20 protein-coding genes are annotated in these 20,011 nt (G+C 71.8%); 8 read left to right on the top strand and 12 right to left on the bottom strand.

Annotated elements, in window-relative coordinates; genetic code table 11:
• The first annotated feature begins 266 nt into the window (after nucleotides 1–266).
• Entirely contained in the window at nucleotides 267–815 is a 549-nt protein-coding gene (locus AB0K65_RS19670) for a hypothetical protein (RefSeq protein WP_365718161.1), read from the top strand.
• Between the two features lie 250 nt (nucleotides 816–1,065).
• Entirely contained in the window at nucleotides 1,066–2,595 is a 1,530-nt protein-coding gene (locus AB0K65_RS19665) for a PQQ-binding-like beta-propeller repeat protein (RefSeq protein WP_365718159.1), read from the top strand.
• 745 nt (nucleotides 2,596–3,340) lie between these two features.
• Here the strand turns inward: AB0K65_RS19665 and AB0K65_RS19660 are convergent.
• Both AB0K65_RS19660 and AB0K65_RS19655 read right to left on the bottom strand, forming a co-directional pair.
• Nucleotides 3,341–3,766, bottom strand: coding sequence for a DUF4267 domain-containing protein (locus tag AB0K65_RS19660; protein WP_365718157.1), 426 nt, complete (start codon nucleotides 3,764–3,766; stop codon nucleotides 3,341–3,343).
• Between the two features lie 295 nt (nucleotides 3,767–4,061).
• Nucleotides 4,062–4,508 (bottom strand): DUF1772 domain-containing protein, encoded by a 447-nt coding sequence (locus AB0K65_RS19655; protein WP_365718155.1) that lies wholly within the window; start codon nucleotides 4,506–4,508, stop codon nucleotides 4,062–4,064.
• A gap of 91 nt (nucleotides 4,509–4,599) precedes the next feature.
• Between AB0K65_RS19655 and AB0K65_RS19650 the strand changes: the two genes are divergently transcribed.
• Nucleotides 4,600–5,178 (top strand): TetR/AcrR family transcriptional regulator, encoded by a 579-nt coding sequence (locus AB0K65_RS19650; RefSeq protein ID WP_365718153.1) that lies wholly within the window; start codon nucleotides 4,600–4,602, stop codon nucleotides 5,176–5,178.
• Between the two features lie 485 nt (nucleotides 5,179–5,663).
• Nucleotides 5,664–7,241 (top strand): peptidoglycan-binding protein, encoded by a 1,578-nt coding sequence (locus tag AB0K65_RS19645; protein WP_365718151.1) that lies wholly within the window; start codon nucleotides 5,664–5,666, stop codon nucleotides 7,239–7,241.
• Between the two features lie 728 nt (nucleotides 7,242–7,969).
• Here AB0K65_RS19645 and AB0K65_RS19640 read toward each other — a convergent pair.
• The 5 genes from AB0K65_RS19640 to AB0K65_RS19620 all read right to left on the bottom strand — a co-directional run bounded on the left by AB0K65_RS19640 (nucleotide 7,970) and on the right by AB0K65_RS19620 (nucleotide 12,233).
• Nucleotides 7,970–8,839 carry an ABC transporter permease gene (locus tag AB0K65_RS19640; protein WP_365718148.1) on the bottom strand — a complete coding sequence of 290 codons (870 nt, stop codon included), beginning with the start codon at nucleotides 8,837–8,839 and terminating at the stop codon, nucleotides 7,970–7,972.
• A gap of 11 nt (nucleotides 8,840–8,850) precedes the next feature.
• A complete protein-coding gene (locus AB0K65_RS19635; RefSeq protein WP_365718146.1) occupies nucleotides 8,851–9,780 on the bottom strand; it encodes an ABC transporter ATP-binding protein in 930 nt (309 codons plus the stop codon).
• Nucleotides 9,777–10,121 carry a transcriptional regulator gene (locus tag AB0K65_RS19630; protein ID WP_365718144.1) on the bottom strand — a complete coding sequence of 115 codons (345 nt, stop codon included), beginning with the start codon at nucleotides 10,119–10,121 and terminating at the stop codon, nucleotides 9,777–9,779. The genes AB0K65_RS19635 and AB0K65_RS19630 overlap by 4 nt, the downstream gene beginning before the upstream one ends.
• Nucleotides 10,118–10,621: a hypothetical protein gene (locus tag AB0K65_RS19625; RefSeq protein WP_365718247.1), complete on the bottom strand. Its 504-nt coding sequence runs from the start codon at nucleotides 10,619–10,621 to the stop codon at nucleotides 10,118–10,120. The genes AB0K65_RS19630 and AB0K65_RS19625 overlap by 4 nt, the downstream gene beginning before the upstream one ends.
• 544 nt (nucleotides 10,622–11,165) lie before the next feature.
• Complete coding sequence (locus AB0K65_RS19620) at nucleotides 11,166–12,233, bottom strand: alkene reductase (protein WP_365718142.1); 1,068 nt, start codon at nucleotides 12,231–12,233, stop codon at nucleotides 11,166–11,168.
• 115 nt (nucleotides 12,234–12,348) lie between these two features.
• Here AB0K65_RS19620 and AB0K65_RS19615 point away from each other — a divergent pair, with 115 nt between their 5' ends.
• Nucleotides 12,349–12,858, top strand: a complete 510-nt coding sequence (locus AB0K65_RS19615) for a MarR family winged helix-turn-helix transcriptional regulator (protein ID WP_365718140.1) — start codon at nucleotides 12,349–12,351, stop codon at nucleotides 12,856–12,858.
• A 314-nt stretch (nucleotides 12,859–13,172) separates the two neighbouring features.
• Here the strand turns inward: AB0K65_RS19615 and AB0K65_RS19610 are convergent, their stop codons facing one another.
• Nucleotides 13,173–14,432: a beta-ketoacyl-[acyl-carrier-protein] synthase family protein gene (locus AB0K65_RS19610; protein WP_365718138.1), complete on the bottom strand. Its 1,260-nt coding sequence runs from the start codon at nucleotides 14,430–14,432 to the stop codon at nucleotides 13,173–13,175.
• Between the two features lie 66 nt (nucleotides 14,433–14,498).
• On the opposite strand from AB0K65_RS19610, the gene AB0K65_RS19605 reads away from it, so the two are divergent.
• Nucleotides 14,499–15,122, top strand: coding sequence for a TetR/AcrR family transcriptional regulator C-terminal domain-containing protein (locus tag AB0K65_RS19605; RefSeq protein WP_365718136.1), 624 nt, complete (start codon nucleotides 14,499–14,501; stop codon nucleotides 15,120–15,122).
• Nucleotides 15,123–15,342: 220 nt separating this feature from the next.
• Here the strand turns inward: AB0K65_RS19605 and AB0K65_RS19600 are convergent, their stop codons facing one another.
• Nucleotides 15,343–15,732 carry an ATP-binding protein gene (locus AB0K65_RS19600; RefSeq protein WP_365718134.1) on the bottom strand — a complete coding sequence of 130 codons (390 nt, stop codon included), beginning with the start codon at nucleotides 15,730–15,732 and terminating at the stop codon, nucleotides 15,343–15,345.
• A 659-nt stretch (nucleotides 15,733–16,391) separates the two neighbouring features.
• Between AB0K65_RS19600 and AB0K65_RS19595 the strand changes: the two genes are divergently transcribed.
• The gene (locus AB0K65_RS19595) at nucleotides 16,392–16,730 is read left to right on the top strand and encodes a MerR family transcriptional regulator (RefSeq protein WP_365718132.1); all 339 of its coding nucleotides are present in this window, start codon (nucleotides 16,392–16,394) and stop codon (nucleotides 16,728–16,730) included.
• Nucleotides 16,731–16,845: 115 nt separating this feature from the next.
• On the opposite strand, the gene AB0K65_RS19590 is transcribed toward AB0K65_RS19595, so the two are convergent.
• Nucleotides 16,846–17,232 carry a helix-turn-helix domain-containing protein gene (locus AB0K65_RS19590; RefSeq protein WP_365718130.1) on the bottom strand — a complete coding sequence of 129 codons (387 nt, stop codon included), beginning with the start codon at nucleotides 17,230–17,232 and terminating at the stop codon, nucleotides 16,846–16,848.
• A gap of 112 nt (nucleotides 17,233–17,344) precedes the next feature.
• On the opposite strand from AB0K65_RS19590, the gene AB0K65_RS19585 reads away from it, so the two are divergent.
• Nucleotides 17,345–17,986: an NAD(P)-binding domain-containing protein gene (locus AB0K65_RS19585; RefSeq protein WP_365718128.1), complete on the top strand. Its 642-nt coding sequence runs from the start codon at nucleotides 17,345–17,347 to the stop codon at nucleotides 17,984–17,986.
• Between the two features lie 278 nt (nucleotides 17,987–18,264).
• On the opposite strand, the gene AB0K65_RS19580 is transcribed toward AB0K65_RS19585, so the two are convergent.
• Nucleotides 18,265–19,359 (bottom strand): CU044_5270 family protein, encoded by a 1,095-nt coding sequence (locus tag AB0K65_RS19580; protein WP_365718126.1) that lies wholly within the window; start codon nucleotides 19,357–19,359, stop codon nucleotides 18,265–18,267.
• Nucleotides 19,360–19,361: 2 nt separating this feature from the next.
• Nucleotides 19,362–20,000: an RNA polymerase sigma factor gene (locus AB0K65_RS19575; protein ID WP_365718124.1), complete on the bottom strand. Its 639-nt coding sequence runs from the start codon at nucleotides 19,998–20,000 to the stop codon at nucleotides 19,362–19,364.
• Nucleotides 20,001–20,011 lie beyond the last annotated feature (11 nt).

Below are 20,011 nucleotides of genomic sequence, written 5' to 3'. Positions count from 1 at the left end.
AGCCCCTTCAACAGGATTTCATCGGAAGAGCAGCGCTGTGCGCCAGAGTCTGTCAGGCCCGTGGCCGGCCCTGCGCAGCCAGGTCGGGTGTCTTCACTGCTCGCTCTGTGGGGGCGCAGGGAGAACGGGTCGGCGGACCCGACTCGACGGCGAGGTCCGGGGGCACACCCGGGGCGTCACGTCGGTGGCCCGTCCCGCCCTTCCCTGTGGGCAGCCCGACCTGGCCCGCGCGGCGGCCGAACCCCTCATCGAGAAAGGTCAGCACTGTGTCTCAGGCCGATGGAACATCTGGTCTCCCGCCCACCCGCCGGGGCGGACGGTGGGAACGCTACCGCGTCACCCACCCCTTCTCCGCACGGGATCTGGCGCTCCTGTGGGGGGCGATCGCGGGCGTCCTGGCCGTTGCCCTGCTGCTCGGGTGGGCGCTCGACATGAAGGGCGGCGTGGTCCTGGTCGCGGCGGCCCCCTTCATCGTCTCCTGGTTCGAGAAGCGACGCACAGTCTTCCAGTTCGACGCGGCCGGCGCCCGATTCGGCGAGGTTCTGCTGCCGTGGTCCGACGTCACCCAGTTCGTGGTGTCGACCTCCCCCGCCGAGGAGTACGCGCTCATCGGTGCCCGGCTGCGCCCCGGCGCGTCCCTGCCACACGGCGCGCCCGTTGCTCCGTGGACCGAGGCGATGCCCGTACCGATCCACGTCGCCGTACCGCGTTCCAGGTTCGATCTGACGAAGATGACGGCGAAGGCACGCAAGTACGCTCCCTCCCACGTTCGGATCGTCCTTGCCGAGCCGTCCGGCGAACGCCCCGCCGTATGAGCGGTAGAGGGCGGCGGAGGGAAGCGGCCGTGTCCCGTCACAGCGTGACGGGTGCCGCGCCCGGCACCGACGTGGCGCTTGACCACGTCGGCGCCCACACCTTCGCCGTATGCCTGCCCGCCCTTCGCCCCGAAGGCCCCGTGGTCGACATGGGGCGTTTCGACGAAACCGCCGCACCCATCGATCAGAACAGCTCTCCCAAGACCGGTTCCACGGGGAGCCCGCTCGCACCTTCACAGGGGGAAACCGGATGTCGCAGTCGCACGAGCCCTGGTACAGGCATCGCCCGCCTTCTTGGCCCGCGCCGGACAACCCGTACGCCCCTGGGGGTTACGGTCCACCACCGCCTCGCCCACCGCACCCGCGCCGCCGCGGATGGCCCCTCGCCGCCGCGGGCCTCGCCCTGCTGCTGCTCGTCGGCGTCGGTGCGTACGTCCTCGGCGAGCGTTCCGGACCGGACCGTGCCGGGCCGCGGAACAGCGCTCCGCCCTCCACTGCCCCGTCGACGGCGACGGCCCGCCCCCGTCCGACGCCCTCCCGCATCCCGACCACCGAGGAGATCGCTCGGCAGCGCCGGTCCGGCGAGGCGAGCGCCTGGATCGTCGACGACCGCACCGATCTGCCCCGCCGGAACATCCCGACCGAGGATCTCTGGATCATCGGCGACACCGCCGTACAGGCCGTCTACAAAAGGGTCGTCGCCCACCGGCTCAGCGACGGCGCCGAGCTGTGGAGCGTCACCCTCCCCACCCCCGTCTGCGAGACCCCGGTCAACCCGACCCCCGACGGCAAGGTCGTCATCGTCCTCCAGAACGTCGAGGCCTGGACCGGCGCCCGGTGCAACAAGCTCCGCATGATCGACCTGCGTACGGGCAAGGAGGGTTGGCACAAGGAGCTGACCGAGACCGGCTCCGGGGACGACACGATCATCGTGGACAGCGCCGTCAGCGGCACCACCGTCGCCATAGTCCAGAGCATGAAAGCCGCCGCGTACCGCGTCGCCGACGGTCGGAAGCTGTACGACATCACCATGGAGAACCCCGGCACGTGCTACCCCGGCAGGGTGGCGGGCGGCAGCCGGCTCCTGGTGCTCGCCAACTGCGCGATCACCTCGATGGAGAAGGCGTACGACCAGGTCCGGGAGATCGACCCCGCGACCGGCAAGGTCATGTGGCGCTACCGGACGGAGCCGGGCCGAAGAATCGGGCAGGTGCTCTCCGTCGCCCCCGCAGTGATCACCACCGCGCACCGGGGGACTCACGCCGAGGACTGGCGGGTCGTCGCCCTCGGGCCCGACGGGCGGGCCCGCAGGACCATCGACCCCCGGGGGAAAGGCTTCAAGCACTGCGGCGACACCCTGGACACCTCCGCCAACGCACAGGCGTGCCGGGAGGCCGTCGTCGGCGGCGGGCTCGTGATCCTGGGCGGCAAGGACCGCGTCGGGGCCTACCACCTCGGCACCGGCACACTCGTCTGGGGCGTGAAGGCCGAGGGCACCTCGTACGGCTACTTCCCCTTGCGCGTCGGAGCGGGAAGGACCGGTCTCGTCTACCAGGTGGGCACCGGCAGCCGTCCCGGACGCGTCATACAGATCGGCCCGGGCGGCGCCGACTCCACCAAGGACAGACTGAAGCTCCCCGCTTCCACCGCGAGGATCGAGATCCGGATGGGCAGCGTCGGGCGGAACGCCTACGTAGGCGACCGGCTCGTACTCGCACCCGCGGGCGTGGACGGCGACGACGCCCGTCATGAACCCCGCATGCTCTCCTTCGCTCCCTGACCCCGACTCGGGCAGGGAGACACGGACGACCGGCCACCGACGCGCGTGCACCCGAATAGGCCGGCTAGAGAACCGGACCGGACCGCCTCCCGTCGCCCAGAAGGGAGGCGGACCTCGGCCACCCGCTACTGATCCACGCGGGGCTTCCGTACATCACAGGACGGCCGCACCGGCCCCGCGCCGTCTCGCCGACGCCATGCTGAGCCGATGCGCATCCGAGCCGCGGCCATCGCCGTCCTCGGCACTCTCGCACCCGCCGCCCTGACACTCGCCGGCTGCTCCGCGCCCGCCGACAACCCACCGGCCTCCGGCAGCCCCAAGCCCGGCGCCACCGCTGCCACCGCTGCCACCGCTGCCACCGAGCAGCCGGTCAGGGACGCCGGGAAAGCCGAACTCGAAGCCGCCGTGCGGGCCTACAGCACCGCGTATGTCGGGCAGGACGTCGACGCCGCGTACGGCGCACTGTCGAAGCGCTGCGCCACGAAGATCCCCCGGCCCATGTACGAGGCCGCCGTGAGGGCGGCACCTGGACGTACGACGCCCGCTGACTCTGCGCTGCATCGGCCCGGCCGCTCCCCCACGTGCGGCCGCGCCTTCGCACGCCCGGAGGTGCCCCATGGGCGGTACACACCCGCGCGTCACCGAGGCCGACGAGCAGCCGCGTCCGCGAATCCCACGCCGCTCAGTCCCTGCGCCTCGTCCCGCCCACCGATCGACACCACGGAGGAGGACGCCCCATCGATGCTCAGGCGGGCTGGGGGGCGGGCGCTTGTGGCGCGGCCGCGACGTCGCGGGTCTCGCGCATGATCAGCAGGCCGTTGCACACCATCAGGGTCGCGGTCAGGCAGTGCACGCCGAGCGCGGTGGCCACGGAGCCGTGATGGGCCAGCACGTTGGCCATGTCGCCGTACGCGGCGAGCGCTTCGATCAGCAACGCCCAGCCCAGCGCCCGCCGGTGACCCGTCACGAGCAAGGCGCCCAGTACCGAGGCCAGGACGACGTCGCGTATTCCCTTGATGGTCAGGAAGCCGTTGCCGTCGCCGGGCGGCCAGCTCGGCAGGCCGTAGCCCGGCGCCGTCGTTTCCGGGCTCACGATGTACTCCGTCCCGAACCAGAGAATGAAGAGGATGAAGGCGGCGGCCATGACGGTATTGATCTTCTTCAGCGACATTGGTCTTCTCCATGCGAGTCTTCGTCAGCCACGTGGTCTGTGTGACGCCTGCCGAGCCGTGTGAGGCTCATCAGGCCGCCTGAACGCGGCCGTTCGAGGGGCGCAGCCTGCCGGGATCACAGTTCAGGGATCTACGCGGCGGCAGCATGCCCGGCTGTGCGGCCGGCCCCCGGGGATCCGGGACGGGCCGGCGGCGTGACCTCTGCCTGCGGGCAGCCACCCCCGTACCCTTTCCGGCTCACCGCGAAGGGCGCAGCCGTCGCAGGGAACCGGTGCGTGTCGGGGTAGCGGTCCATCAGGCGAGGGCGGCGACCAGCAGGGTGAACGCGGCGACGATGACGGCGACGCGAACGTAGTGGTAGCGCTCCCAGCGGTGCAGCTGATCCTTCCAGTCGGCGGGCCGGTTCTCGGGGGTCCAGGTCTTGTTCCGGTTGTTGATCGGGACGAGCAGCAGGATCGACATGACCACGCTGAGGATCAGCAGTCCGGCGGCGGTGACGACGAGTCCGGCGCCGGGGTGGCGCCAGCCGGCGGTGGCCCAGGCCGCGACAAGGACGAGCGAGCCGATGTACCAGAACGGCATCAGGGCGCCGAGCATCCGTCCGCCGTGGGCGTGGCCCAGCTGGCCGCTGTCCTCGGGAAGCGCGTCCAGGATGCGGTTCATGATGAAGGCGACGGAGAACTCCACCCCCACCATCAGGCCGACGACGACGGTGGTGACGACTTGGAGTGTGTCGAACACGGTGACCCCTCCTGGGATCTAGCGGTGCTAGATGATGAAGCAACGCTAGACCTGCCCATGCTCGATTGTCTAGCGATGCTAGGATCCAGTTATGTCGGTCAAGGAACGCAAGGAGCGCGAACGGGCGGAGCGCGAGCGCCTCATCGTGGCGACGGCCCGCGAACTCGCCGAAGAGCAGGGATGGGACGCCGTCACCACCCGTCGGCTCGCCGAGCGCATCGAGTACAGCCAGCCCGTCCTCTACAGCCACTTCCGCGGCAAGCGCGAGATCATCGGCGCCGTCGCCCTGGAAGGCGCCACCGAGTTGGCCGCGTCGGTGAGGGCCGCGACGTCCGGAGCGAGCGGCCCGCGCGAGAGGGTAGCCGCCCTCGCCCGCGCGTACCTCGACTTCGCCGAGCGCAATCCCGCCGTCTACGACGCCTTGTTCCACCTTGACGGTGGCCTGGCGTACGCACAGGAAGACACCCCCGAGCCACTGAAGGACGCCTTCGCCGCCCTGCTCGAGTGCCTCGCCGAGGTCGCCGGCCGCGGCGTCGCCCCAGGGATGTTCACCGAGGTGTTCTGGGCGGCACTGCACGGCCTGGCGACCCTGACCCGAGCGGGCCGCCTGCTGCCCGAGGACGCCGACGTGAGAGTGGAACTGCTGGTAGAGCGGCTCGCCGCGGCCTGACACGAGGCCTCGAAGGGCGCTCAGCCGAGGCCCTCCAGCCCGCCGCCGGCCGCATCCGGCGACGCATTCGGTCACTCGCACGACGCAGAGGCCCGGCGAGGTCGCCGGCCGCGTGAGAACCTGCGGCACCTCACCGAAGGTGCGGTAGGCCGGACGCCCGCAGGGACGCGCTCCTGCACCGATGGCCCATCGACCCGTGGTGCGGGGTTCCCCTGCGGGGCGCACTGGCACCACACCACGCCATTCGGCTCACGTCCAAGCACCCGCGAGAAGCGCTCGGCTGAGTTAGCCTCACAACTACACACACATGCCTGCGGCACAGTGGCTCGCACACACATTGACGTGGACATGCACACTTGTTGAAGTGGCTCCACAGCCCACCCGACCGGCGCGTCGGAGACCTCACCGGCCCACCGACCGACCCCGCCGATCCGACCGATCCGACCGATCCGACCGATCCGACTGCCATGAGGAGACACCGCCCTATGCGCCGACACTCTCGATCATGGAGACGCACCACCGCACTCGTCCTCGGTACGGCCGTCGCCGTCCTGTTCACCGGCCTGGGCGCCCCTTCCGCCACCGCGACGCCCGCCGCTCACGGCACCGTCGATCGCTCCTTCGTACGGGCCGGCGCGGAGTTCGACGTCCCCCGCGACCTGCTCGTGGCGATCGGGTACGGCGAAAGCCGACTCGACTCCCATAAGGGTGAACCCAGCCACGCGAACGGCTACGGGGTGATGCACCTGGTCAGCAACCCCCGTGCGCGCACTCTGGAGCTGGCCGCGGAGCTGACGGGCGAGACACCGGCCGCGTTGCGGGACAGCACCGCCGCCAACATCCGCGGCGCGGCCGCCGTCCTGCGCTCGTACGCCGACCGGCTGGGGCTCACCGCGGACGACCGGGGCGACGCCGGTGCCTGGTATCCGGCGGTGGCCGAGTACAGCGGCAGCACGGACGAGCGCGCGGCCCGCCTCTACGCGGACTCCGTCTACGACTTCCTGGCGAACGGCGTCCGCGCCACCACGGAGACGGGCGAGACCGTCGACGTGCGCCCACGCGCCGTGCGCCCCGAACGCGGCCGGTATGCGCACGTACCCGCGCTGGACGAAGGAGGCTCGGCCACAGCGGGCACACTGAGCACCGACTACCCGCCCGCCCTGTGGGTGGCGGCGAACAGCGGGAACTACACCGTGGGACGCACCTCGGCGATCTCCGCCGTCGTCATCCACGTCACCCAGGGTTCGTACGCCGGTTCCATCAGCTGGTTCCAGAACCCCAGCTCGAACGTCAGCGCGCACTACGTCATCCGATCGTCCGACGGACAGGTCACCCAGATGGTGCGCGACAAGGACACCGCCTACCACGCACGCTCGGGCAATGCCTACAGCGTCGGCATCGAGCACGAGGGGTACGTCGACAACCCCGCCTGGTTCACCGACGCGATGTACCGGTCGTCCGCCGCCCTCACGCGCCACCTGGCCGACACGTACGGCATCCCCAAGGACCGGGCGCACATCGTCGGGCACTCCGAGGTCCCCGACAACGACCACACCGACCCGGGACCGAACTGGAACTGGTCGTACTACATGCAGCTCGTCGGCGGCACCGGCAGCGGGGTCGTCAACCTCGACTTCCCGTCCTATGACACGCTCCGCAGCGGATCGACCGGCCCCCAGGTCACCGCGGCGCAGACCTTGCTCAACACCCAGGGCTATGCCGCGGGTACCGCGGACGGTGTCTTCGGCACCAAGACGGCGACCGCCGTCAAGGCGTTCCAGAACGCCCGCGCCCTGCCGGCCGACGGGATCATCGGCCGGCAGACCTGGACGGCACTGCTCTCGGCCGGAACCAAACCCCTCTTGCGCGAGGGCTCGTCGGGCACCGACGTGAAACGGCTCCAGCGGTCACTGACGGCCGCGCTGGGCCGGACCGTGGGAATCGACGGGAGCTTCGGCCCCGCCACCGCCCAGGCGGTCCGGGACTACCAGAGCAGCCGAGCGCTGACAGCGGACGGCATCGCGGGCACGGCAACCTGGACGGCCCTTCAAGCCGGGCGGTGACATGAGCGCGCGGGCCGGGCACCCGGACACCGGCCGCTCGGCCCGCGCCGACCGGATTTCCGCACGCCTTCGCCTGCGGGTGCTCGTTCTCCGACGGTCGGACCGGGCCTTGGCGACATGCGGGAGCGGGTCACCCTCTCCCCCGGGCAATCCGATGGCGCCGACAGCTTTCCGACGACGAGACTGCACCGGTGAACACCCTGCCACCACCGACCGACCCGCTCCTCCAGCCGGTACGGGACCCGCGCGCCCGCGACCTCGTTCTCGACTATGCGGACATGCACGCCCTGGTTGCCGACCTGGTTCTGCCCGGCGACGCGTCGATGTACGTCACGAGCGCGAGGGAAACCTCCCGCGAGCTCATCCGGCACTCCTTCAACCGGTACGAGTTCGCCACTGCCGCCGTCACGCATTCCCTGTTCACCATGGAGCACGTCCTCGCCGAGCGTCTGGCCGTGAACGAACCGCTCCACGACCTGATCGAACGGGCCACCGACGCAGGGCTCGTCACGGCCGGACTCGCCGCCGAACTCGACCGCAGCCGACTGCTGCGCGACAAGCTCACGCAGGGGGCCGAGTCGAGTGCCGCCCTCCGTCCGATCCGGGCCGTCGCGATGGTGCGTGCCGTCTTCGATGCCGTCTCCCTGCTCCTTCGCCCACCGTCCGCGGCCCCGTCGGGCCGTGCCGTCGAAGCGGGCCACGGCGTAGCCCGGTCGCCGCGTGGTCGCCTATCCGGTCGGCGCGCCGCTCTGTGCCGCCTTGCGCTGGCGGGCGGTCAGCCGCGAGCCGGACTCGCGGCGGGCGGCGCGGCGCAGAAGCGGCACCGCGAGGAGGAACCCGAGGACCGCCCAGGCCGTGAGGACCAGGGCGACCATGGGCAGTTCCCAGGAGCCGGCCGCCTCGGCGGTCCGTGCCGAGTCCGGGAGCAGCGCCGCCCGCAGACCCTGCGCCATCCACTTGAGCGGAAAGACCGCGGCCACCTGCTGCACCGGCACGGGCAGTGCGGTGATCGGGAACACCGTCCCCGAGGTCAGCAGCAGCCCCATCGTCGGCAGCATGACCAACGCCAGGGCCTCGCGGGGGTTGGGCAGGACGGCGCCTATGGCCGCGCCGAGCGGTATGACGGCGAGCAGCCCGAGTGCGGTGACCCACAGCAGCGTCAGCCAGTCGCCCGGCCCGTCCGGCAGTGGCCCGTCGGCCAGCAGTGCCCCGGCGACCAGGAGCAGCGCCAGGGTCCCGACCGCCAGGACGACCACCAGCAGGGACTTGGCGACGAGGTAGGCCGGTATCCCGCCGGGCGTGGCGCGCAGCCGTAGCAGGGTGCCCTCCTCCCGCTCGGTGACGAGGATCTGCGGAAGGTTGATCAACCCGACCTGGAACAGGAGGTAGGCGGCGAAGCCCGCCAGTACCAGGTGTGTCATCGGGGTCCGGGTTCCGGGCACGTCGTCGCTGATGTAGGCGGCGACGAGCAACGCGACGACCACGTTGGTCAGATGGCCGGACATCTCCTTGCCGTTGCGCAGGAGGTGCCGCAGTTCGATCCCGCCGCGCTGGAGCCCGGCACGCCAGCTGTTCGTCCTGTTCGTTCTGCTCGTCATGTGTGTCCCCCTCATGCGGCCGGTGCCTCCTCGTCCGCGCGGCCGTCCGTGCCGTCGGCCCCGTCCGGGCGCTCGGCCTCCCGGACCATGTGCAGGTAGGTGTCCTCCAGCGTCGGGCGGCGGACCTCCAGGTCGGCGACCGGGCCGTCCGCGTGCCGGTGGAGTTCCCAGACCAGCCGTGAAGGGTCCTCGGTGCGTTCGCGGCGGGGCGCCCCGTCGCCGGCCGTCCAGCGGACCTCGGCCTGGGCGGCGGCTCGCCGGGCCAGTTCCGCAGGTGTACCGCACGCGCGGATCCGGCCGCCGACCAGCATGGCGATCCGGCCGGCGAGCCGCTCGGCCTCCGCCAGGTCGTGGGTGGTGAGCAGGACGGTGACGCCCTCGTCGTGGGCCAGTTGTTCGACCAGGACGTGGAACTCGTGCCGCGCCTGAGGGTCGAAGCCGGTGGTCGGCTCGTCGAGGAAGAGGAGTTCGGGGCGGCCGACGATGCCGAGCGCGACGTCGAGGCGCCGTCGCTGGCCGCCGGAGAGCCGGTCCACCTGCCGGCCGGCCTGGTCGGTGAGGCCGACCAGGGCCAGCAGTTCGGCCGGGTCGCGCGGATCGGGGTAGTAGGCCGCGAAGTGGTTCAGCAGCTCGGCGACCCGCCAGCGGCGGTGGTCACGCCAGGACTGCAGGACCAGGCCGATCCGGGCTCGCCACGCGTCGCCGCCCCGCTCGGGATCCGTGCCGAGGACGCTCGCCTCCCCGCCGGAGCGCTGCCTGAAGCCTTCCAGGATCTCGACGGTGGTGGTCTTCCCCGCGCCGTTGGGCCCGAGCAGCGCGAAGACCTCGCCGCGGTGGACGTCCAGGTCGACCCCGCGCAGGACGTCGACATCGCCGTACGCCATGGTCAGATCGCGTATCCGGATCACGGGCCGAGCGTCGGTGCGCCCGGACGTCGTCATCGGCCCGCCTCCGCGCGGGGCTGCTGTTGTGCCGCCCCGGCCGCGGGGCCGGCGCTGTCCACGATGGCGCGGAGCGCCGCCACATGCCCTTCGAAGGCGGTGCGACCGCGAGCCGTCAGCCGTACCTTCGTACGGCGGTTGCGGCCGCCGCCCTCCTTCCGGGTCTCCAGGTATCCGACCCCCTCCAAGGTGTGCAGCTGCTTGGAGAGCGCGGAGTCGCTGAGCGAGAGGCTGTCGCGGACGAACGCGAACTCCGCCCACTCGGTGGCGGCGAGCAGCGCGACCACCGACAGCCGGGTGGCGGGGTGGATCAGCTCGTCGAAGCCGGCGGGGGTGCTCACCGGCCCGCCTCCTCGTCGGCCGCCGCTGGGCCGCCGCCGCTCCGCACCGAGGCGGCCGCCCAGCGGTTGGCGGGACCGAGGGAGAGCAGGTACACGGCCACCGCGGCCGTTGCCTGGATGAGGCCGGCGTGGATCGGCTGCAGCGACCCGGTCAGGTGGTCCGCCAGCACGACCGTCCCGCCGACCAGGATCGCCGCCGCGCCGAACGCGGCCCACACACGTCCGGGGTAGCGCGTGTGGTGCAGCTGCATCCGGTTTCTGCGGCTGCGCCTGACGACCAGCGCGCTCAACAGGACGGCGTAGGCGGCCACGAACAGTACGACGCCCCACTGGGGCGGATCCATGCCGACGCCGGCGAGGAACACCCACATGAGTGCGGCCGTGCCGTAGGTCGTGCCCCGCCCGCCGGACGCGGAGCGCTCGAACTCGTCGTACACCCGCTCCTGCGGCACTCGGATGCGCTGGAGATCCTTCCATGCCTGTTCGGCATCCACCGGCATGCTCACGGTCATCACCCTCTCGCCCCCGATTACTTTCCTACAGGGAAAGTAATGCTTGACTTTCCTTGTAGGCAAGTCGGAGGTGGGTATGTACCGCAAGGCGGGGGCCGGCAGTGACGACGGTCAGGTCACGGTCCGACGGTCCCGTTGGCCGGTCCGGCCGTGCGGGTGAGGCCGGCGGGCGCCGGACTCGCGGTCCGCGCCGGCGCCACGGGTGCCGTGCCCTGCGGGGTGGGAGCCGCCTCTGAGGCGGTCTGCCGCCCTCCTTCACTGGCGCGGATGGCGGACCCCCGGCGCAAGGGACACAGGACAAGGCCGCCGTACAGTCACTCACGGTGCCCGGCAGGCCGCGGCGCGACCCTCTCCCGGCAGGATGAAGGGGCCGACCGCGGCGGGGTGGTGATGTCCAGGCAGCGGCACGAGGCCGAGTCGAGTGGCAGCGGGCGCCGGGCCCGCGCGGGGCGGCATGGCGGAACGGAAGCAGTCCCGGTACCGGAAGGAGGCGGGGGTCCTGTGCCGGCCCCCGCCCCCTTCCCGTACGCCCTTACAGCGTGGGGTAGTCGGTGTAGCCGCGGTGGTCGCCGCCGAAGAAGGTGGCGGGGTCCGGGGTGTTGAACGGACCGCCGGCCTTCAGCCTGGCGGGCAGATCGGGGTTGGCGAGGAACAGCGCCCCGTACGCGACGAGGTCGGCGGTGCCGTCCTCGACGAGGGCCAGGGCGTCGGCGCCGGTCGGTCCTTCGGTGGCGGGGTTGAGGATGAAGGTGCCGGAGAACGCCTTGCGCAGGGCGAGGGTGAGCTCGCGGATCCCGGGCGCGGCCTCCGTGACGTGCAGGTACGCGATGCCGACCGGCTCGATCGCGGCGACGAGGGCGGGGTAGAGCTCCTCGGTGTCGGTCTCGGCGATGTCGTTGTAGGTGTTGGCCGGGGAGATGCGCAGGCCGGTGCGCTCGGGGCCGATCTCGTCGGCGACGGCCTTGACGACCTCGACCGCGAAACGGATGCGGTTCTCCACGGAGCCGCCCCAGCGGTCGGTGCGGTGGTTGGAGCCGGAGGCGAGGAACTGCTGCACGAGGTAGCCGTTGGCGCCGTGGACCTCGACGCCGTCGAAGCCGGCCTCGACGGCGTTGCGGGCAGCGGCGGCGAAGCCGGCGATCGTCTCCGGCACCTCGTCGGCGGTGAGCTCGCGCGGGGCGACGAAGTCGATGAGCCCGGTGCCGGCGAAGAGCTGGCCCGCCGGAGCGATGGCGGAGGGCGCGACGGGGTGGAGCCCGTCGGGGAGGACGACGGGGTGGCTGATCCGTCCGGCGTGCATCAGCTGGGCGAAGATCCTTCCGCCACGTGCGTGCACGGCCTCGGTGACCTCGCGCCAGGCGGCGATCTGCTCCCGGCTGTGCAGGCCGGGGGTGAAGGGGTAACCCTGGCCCTGGGGGACCGGCTGGACGCCCTCGGTGATGATCAGCCCCGCGGAGGCGCGCTGGGCGTAGTACTCGGTGACGAGCGCGGTGGGGGTCCGGCTCTCGGCCTCGGCGCGGCTGCGGGTCATGGGCGCCATGGCGATGCGGTTGGCGAGCCGGGTCCCTGCGAGATCGATGGGGTCGAAGGCGGTGGTCATGGCTGTCCCCTTCACGATTTATGTGGTCGGCCAAGTATCTGGCTCGGATGCCACTGTAACCCATTCGTTGGCCGGCCAAGGTAATCTGGGGGCAGAGCCTTCCCGAGGAGCACCGATGCCAGGAACCGACCCCGTCTGTACGGAGACGACGCCGTCCGCGGCGCGTGGCGGCCCCGTCAGCATCGCGCTGGCCCGGGTGGCCCGTATGCACCGGATCGCCGCGGGCCGGCGCCTGAAGGAACTGGGTCTCTATCCGGGCCAGGAGATGATGATGATGCGGCTCTGGGACTGCGGCCCCGTCCGCCAGTCCGAGCTGATCCAGTCCCTGGGCCTCGACGCTTCGACGGTGACCAAGATGCTCCAGCGCCTGGAGCAGTGCGGCCACGTCCGCCGCGGCCCGGATCCGGCCGACCGGCGCGCGGTCCTGGTCGAGGCGACGGACGAAGGGCGCTCGCTGCGCACCGGCGTCGAGGGCGTCTGGTCGGACCTGGAGCAGCTCTCCCTCCAGGGACTCGGCCCGGACGACCGGGCCGAACTGGCCCGGCTCCTCGGCCTCGTGGCGGAGAACCTGCGCGTGGAGGCCGGCGAGGCGGGCGAGTGCCCGCTGCCGCAGGGAGACTGCTGAGGGATCCGGCCCGCTGGGAGCCACCGGCTGCCGGGACGCCGCCGACCGCCGGGGAGCTGCCGACCGCCCCCGGCGCTCCGCCCACAGCCGGCCAGGACGTCCAGGGCCCGTCCCGCGTCCGCCGCCGTGTCATAGGGGTGGTCGGACACGCACAGGTCGCCCAGAGCAGGACCCCGACATCGCGCAGGGTGCCCGCCCACTCCCCCGCGCTCATGACCCTCCGCGTGGGGCCTGGGCCCCCAGGGTCCGCCAGTGCGATATGAACGCGCAGCCCCTCCCACGGCGGCGGCCCCAAGGAGGAGTGCGCGCGTGGGTCATGGCGTGGTCGCGCCGGCACGGAACTCGTGATGGCGTGCGCCGGTGACGATGAGTGAGACGTTCTGCCCACCGAAGCCGAAGGAGTTGCTGAGCACGGCCTCCTGGGGAACGTCTCGTCGCTCTGCGACCACATCGAGATCGATGTCGGGGTCGACGCCGGCCGCGGTGAGGTTGCGGGTCGGCGGGATGACACCGTGCTTCACACTGAGGATGGCGATGAGCGCTTCGATGGCGCCCGCCGCGCCGAAGAGGTGCCCCAGCGCCGCCTTCGGGGCCGTCACGGTGGCGCGTCCGAAGACCTTGGCGATCGCGTGTGCCTCGGCGACGTCGCCGACTGGAGTTCCGGTGGCGTGAGCGTTGACGTGGCTGATCCGCTCGGGGGCCAAGCCCGCTTGCGCGAGAGCCTTTCGCATGGCCGAGATCTGACCGGAACCGTCGGGGGCGGGCGCCGTGATGTGGTGAGCGTCAGCGGCGATGCCCGCGCCCGCGAGCACCGCATGGACGCGCGCGCTTCGGGCCTTGGCGTGCTCAGCGCTTTCGAGGACCACGACGGCGGCGCCTTCACTGAGGACGAATCCGCTGCGGTCTGCGGCGAACGGCCGGGACGCCGAGGCGGGTTCGGCGGTGTGCCGTGACAGCGCCTGGGCCTGGGCGAAGCCGGCGACGGTGATCGGGGTGATCGCGGCCTCGGTCCCGCCCGCGATGACCACGTCCGCCTCGCCGGCACGGATGAGCCTGGCCCCCAGGGCGATCGCCTCGGCACCGGAGGAGCACGCCGAGACGGGCGTGTAGACGCCAGCCCGTGCGCCGTACTCGATGCTGATCAGCGCCGCCGCCGCATTGGGCATGAGCATCGGGACCGTGCGCGGCGAGACGCGCCGAGTCCCGGACGCCTCCAGGACGTCGTCCTGCTGGAGCAGTGTGCGTACGCCGCCGATGCCCGTGCCGATCGCCGATGCGAGCCGGTCCGGGTCCACCTCCGGCGCACCGGCGTCGGCCCAGGCTTCGGCCGCCGCCGCGAAGGCCGCCTGCTGCGAGCGGTCGAGCCGCCTGGCCTGCACGGGCGGCAGCAGGTCGGCGGGGTCGATCGCCATCGTCCCGGCGACGGTGCCGGGAAGGCCGGCGTCCCGTCCGCTCGGGACGTCGCCGCGGATGCCGGACTCTCCGGCCAGCAGGGCGTCCCAGGTGGACGTCACGTCTCCACCCAGGGGGGTGATCGCGCCGAGCCCGGTCACGACGACTTCAGTGCGTTGCATGCGCTTCGACCTTTCTTGTATGACATACAAGTCGATGCGTCTTGTTGTATCACATACAATTCGAGGGTGGACAAGAAGCGAGCCGAAGCCCGGGCGACGCCGACTCCCGCGGCCCACCGTGGTCACGCGACGAGGCGCCGGCTGATCGAGGTCACTGCCCGGCTGTGCAAGGAGCGGCCCGGAGCCGAGGTGAGTGTCGCGGAGATCGCGAACGCTGCGGGCCTCTTCCCCAACCAGGTCACCTACCATTTCGGCTCGAAGGACTCGCTGCTCGTACACGCCGCCTTTCTCGGCTTGCTGCACGACACGCGGCGGATCGAGCGCATCGGCCGTCAAGCCCCGGACGCGGCGGCGTTTCGGCGCAACATCGCCCGCGCCGTACTGGCCATGCCCTCGCTCCCGTCGGTCGCGCGAGCACTCGCAACCGGGATCTCCAAGCCCGAACTCGCCCCCGTGGTGGACCAGCACCTCCAGTTGCTGTTCCGGCAATCCGAGCGCTTCGTGGGCCGACTGCTCGACAGTCGCGGCTGGCGGGCCCGTCGAGCACTCGACGTGGAGGCCAGGACGTTCTGGAGCACCGCCCTCGGCGCAGTGCTCCTCGTCCGCGCGGGGGCGCAGGGCACCAACGACGATCTCGACCTCGCTGGAGCGTTGACCATCCACGACGAACCCGGACCCGAACCCACCTAGGGCGCGCGGACCTGGACGACGTCGACGGCAGTGTCGCGTGGGCGTCGCCGCCGATCATCGCGATGGATGGTTCGGACAGCTCGACAGGTCCACCACACCGTCCAGGGCGGGCCGCCAGGGGGGTGGGCAGCCGGGCGGCACGTCACCCGGAAGCCGTTGGAATGATCGACGGACTCGGTCTCGGGGCGGTCGCAGGTTCGGGCCGGTTTGCCGTCTGCGCCTACCGGGCGAGCAGCGCGCTCACGATCTTGCCGCCGGACGCCTGACGGATCACGGCCGTGCTGCGGGCAAGGCGGTTCACCATGGGCCAGCCGAACCCTCCGGTTCCGCCGCTGAGGTCGGGGGCCCGCATGAGGGGCACCTGCGGGCTCGGGTCGCGCACGGCCACTTCGATGCCGTGCGGGTGCGCGGTCAGGTCCAGGGCGCAGGTGCCACCGCCGTGGCGCAGGGCGTTGGTGACCAGTTCCGACACGACCAGAATCACGGCGTCGGCCGCCCCGACGGCGAGCGCAGGACGGAGCCTTACGAGGAATTCCCGGGCCCTGTCGCGTGCGTCGCCGACGGTGGCCGCGAGGGGGGTGGACGCAACCGCGATGCTCATCGTGTCCATCAAGTGCCCCTGCTGTCCGATCGTCAGTACTTGCCCCGGTCCGTCCGGTGCTGGTGCCCCCGCTGAGAGAGGTAAACCCGGCGGCGGTCGGCTCGCGCCCCCTGCCGTCATCACTGGGAGTCGATTACCTCACTGACGGACGCAGGAAAATCTATGCTGGCGAGAGTAGACATTGGGTGGCGCTGTCGTTATGGTTTCTCTCGTAGCCCAGAGAGACAGAACGGCCCGGCAGAGACGAACTGCCGGGCGGCAGTACCCGCGAGTGCAGTTCGCAGGACGGTGCGGTGGTGGAGTTCCGAAGCCAGGGCTGTTGCAGGACGGCGACGGGACTGACCACCGCACCGGGTGGCCCGCAGTGATCAGGGGCCGCCGACGGGACCGCGGTCATGGCAGCAGCGGTCCCGGGGAGAGCAGGAGGCAGTACCCGGCAGCGGATCGCCCGGACGGACGTCTCGAGTCCGGGTACCGCAGGACATCGACAGCGAGGTGGTCTCCGGTCAGGCAACCGCGATCCCCGCACTCCCGACAGCGTTTGGCCGGGTAGGCGGACACAGAAGGCCGGCGCGGTATCAGGGTCGGCACGTGGTGAAGAAGTTCCTTCGGGGCCCTGGTGCCGTACGGCACCAGGGCCCCTCCACGCTTCCCGCAGAGAGGTGCAGATGACAGCAGGCGACTCGCTCGGCCGTCTCGACGACGACGACTACCCCGCCTACACGATGGGCCGGGCCGCCGACATGCTCGGCACCACACCGGGCTTCCTCCGCTCCCTCGGCGAGGCCCGCCTCATCACCCCGCTCCGCTCCGAGGGCGGCCACCGCCGCTACTCCCGCTACCAGCTGCGCATCGCCGCCCGTGCCAGGGAACTCGTCGACCAGGGCACCCCGATCGAGGCCGCCTGCCGCATCATCGTCCTCGAGGACCAACTCGAGGAGGCCCAGCGCATCAACGCCGCATACCGCCGCGCCGCCGAATCAGCCGACCCGCCGACGGCGGCGTAGAACAGCGCTCACCGTCCAGGACGGGGCCGTGCGGCAACCCGGCCGCAGCGGCCGGCTTCGCGCCGAACTCCCGCCCGTCCTGGATCCGCCGCCGCACTCTCCGTGTCGCGCGGACTCACCGGGTCTCGTACCGGTCCTGCGCCTCCAGCACGTCGTCCGCGTATCGCGCGGCCCATGCGCCCATCGCCCGCATCGGCGCGAGCAACGCCGTGCCGGCCTCGGTCAGGGCGTAGTCGACGCGCGGCGGGGCCTCGGCGTACGCGTGGCGCTCGACGAGGCCGTTGTACTCCAGCCGGCGCAGCGCCTCGTTCAGAACCTTCGGGCTGATCCCGCCGATCCGCGCCACCAGCGCGCGCGGCCGCATCGGGCCGGTCACCCCGAGCGTGAAGACCACGACGCTGTCCCAGCGGTTCGCCAGCACCTCGAAGGCGACGCGCGCCCGGCAGTCCGCCGTGTACGCGAGGTCCGGCAGGCCCGCGGCCGGATCGGTCAGCTTCTCCATGCCGCCCATTCTGCCGCCGCCGATGGACACCAGACGGTGCGCGTCGGCGTCCGTAGCGTCGGACCACCGAACGGAGCGAGCAGGACGAGACGGTACGAGAGGGAAGACGACGATGCGCGTAGGCGTACTGGGTACGGGGGACATGGCGGCGGCACTGGGCGGTGCGTGGGCGCGGTCCGGGCACGAGGTGTTCGTCGGCGGGCGGAACACGGCCGCGGCCGGGGCGCTCGCCGGGCGGATCGGGGCGGCCGGACACGGCACGCCCGCGCAGGCCGCGGAGTACGGGGAGGCGGTGCTGCTCGCCGTCCCGGCCGGGGCGGCGCCGACGCTGGCCCGGGAGCACGCCGGGGCCTTGGCGGGGCGGACGGTAGTGGACTGCACCAACCCGCTGCACCCCGGCCCCGGCGGGGTGATGCTGACGACCGGCGCCGGGGAGAGCGTGGCCGGCCTGATCGGGGCGGCGGCGCCCGCGGCCCGCGTGGTGAAGGCCTTCAATCTGGTCCACGTGAGCATGTGGGACCACCCGGCGGGCGCCTTCGGCCCGGTCCCGCCCGCCGTGCCGTTCTGCGCGGACGACCCGGGGGCGGCCGGGCACGTCACGGAGCTGATCACCGGAATGGGATGGACCCCGATGCCGGCGGGCGGGCTGGACCGGGCCGCGTACGTGGAGGCCACGGCCGCGTTCGTGATCGGCGTGTGGTGGGACGGCGGCTCGCCCGCCCTGGCCTTCCCGGAGCCCCCACGGGCTGCCTAGGGCGTGTTTCCGGGATCATGTGCGGAGCGGACGCGGCACGGTCCGGGTTGCGGCGGCCGCGGCACTGGAACCAGCGACGCGGGACGAAACGCGGGGCGGACGCCGGCGACGGGAGGATCGCGAGCAGGGCCGGGTGGGTCCGCCGTCGGGATGCACGATCGCCGCGTCGTCGTCGGCCGTCACGGCCCCCTCCTCCGCCTTGCTATCAGCCGCACCGGACGCCGCAACCCCGCGCTTCGGGCGGACGCCGATACCTTCCGGACGTCCCTCCGGGCCGGCTACACGCCGGAGGAGGGCACCTCCTTCAGGACGTCGACGGCCCGGCGAAGTGTGATGGCTTCGGTGTAGATGACGGTGCCGGGTGTGATGAGGCCGGAGTCGCCGCCGTTGGGGCGTATCTGGACGGTGCGCTCACCGAGGTAGGTGTACGTCTCGGGGTCGAAGACCCACTCCGTGCGCGCGCCCGAGGTCTCGTCCAGGCGGGCGACGGCGATGCCCCGGCGGCCGATGGCGTCCACCGCGTCGTCGACCTGGACGACTCCGGGGATCTTGGCGGCGGCCTTGAACAGGGCGGTGTTCAGTTCGGCGGGCGGGAGGGTCTCGCCGAGCATGTCGCCGATGGTGGTGAATGCCTGCTGGTCGGGGCTGTTCCCCATCCCGGCGGTCTCTTCGTAGATCTTCGCGAGGAGTGCGCCGGGGTCGGTCGGCAGGGTGGCGAGGTAGTCGTACGTCGGAGCGTTGAGGGAGGGCGGTTCGCTCGTGCCCTTCTCGTTGGTGCGGTCGAGCTTCTCGCCTCCGGGCGGGGACACGGCCGGGTCGATGAGCCAGCCCTCCGTGCCGTCGGTGGAGTTCCAGATCTGGCGGCGGTGGATACCGTCGCTGGCCAGGGTGGTCTTGTCACCGACCGTCTTCTCATAGGTGTTGCCGACCCTGCTCTCGATGTAGATGTACTGCCCCGGGTTGACCTTCGCCGGGGGCTTCTTGGCCGAGGCGAGGGAGATCTGGTCCAGGAGTTGCGGGAGGCCCGCGCTGGTGCCGGTTCCGACCGTCGTGGTGAGGGGCGGCCCGGCGACCGTCTCCTTGCCGGTGTCGCTGCCGGTGAGGGTGACGGCCCCCGCGGCGAGAACGGCCAGCGTGCACGCGACGGCGGGCAGGATGACCAGAGGCCGCAGGAGCCTGCGGCGGACGGGCGCGGCGGGAGTGGGCGTGGTGGCCTCGGCCCGGGTGTCCTGCTGGATGAAGGTCATGAGTTCTTCCTTGTGGAAGGCGTGGCGGTCCGCAGGGAGGTCGGCCTCCTCGAAGGACAACAGGTGCTCGCCCTCGTGCCCTTCATCAGGGGTGCGGCGGGAGTCGCTCGAACGGGGCTGACGCATGTTCACCGGGTTCCTTCCTGTGCGGACCGGGCCGCGATCGTGCGGTTGCCTCTTATCTGCCGGCTGGCCCGCCCGGGTTCCCGGAATCCGGCGCGGAGTTGTGCGTCGGCGAGTCTCCTCAGCTTGGTGCGTGCTCGCGAGAGCCGGGAGCGCACCGTGCCGACCGGGATGTCGAGGACCTGCGCGGCTGTGACGTAGTCCAGGCCCTGCCACAGGCACAGGCTGAGAACCTCCCGTTCACTGCGCCGCAGTCCGGCGAGCGCGGTCACGGTGGCGGCCAGGTGCCGGCGGTCGTCCAAGCGGCCGGCGACGTCGTCGGCGTGATCGGCGACCACTGCCTCTCCCCTGATTCCCGCGGCGGCCGCCGTCGCCGCGGCCGCGGCCTTGTACCGTCTTTCGCCCCGGAACTGGGCGCGCACCAGATTGGTGGCGATGCCCAACAGCCACGGGCGCACGCTCCCGCCCTCCGCCTGGAGACGCAGGCGGCTGCGCCATGCCTCCATGAAGGTCGCCGACACGACGTCCTCGGCGGCCGCCCAGTCGGCGGTCAGCCGGTAGGCGTGGTTGTAGACGGTTCTCGCGTACTCGTCGAAGAGTTCCGCGAAGGCCTGCGGATCCCCGGCTCTGATGCGCGCGCGCATGGTTGTCATCA

The sequence above is a fragment of the Streptomyces sp. NPDC053755 genome (assembly GCF_040677675.1).
In the GTDB taxonomy this organism is placed as follows: Bacteria; Actinomycetota; Actinomycetes; order Streptomycetales; family Streptomycetaceae; genus Streptomyces.
This window is presented reverse-complemented; position numbering and strand designations above follow the sequence as displayed.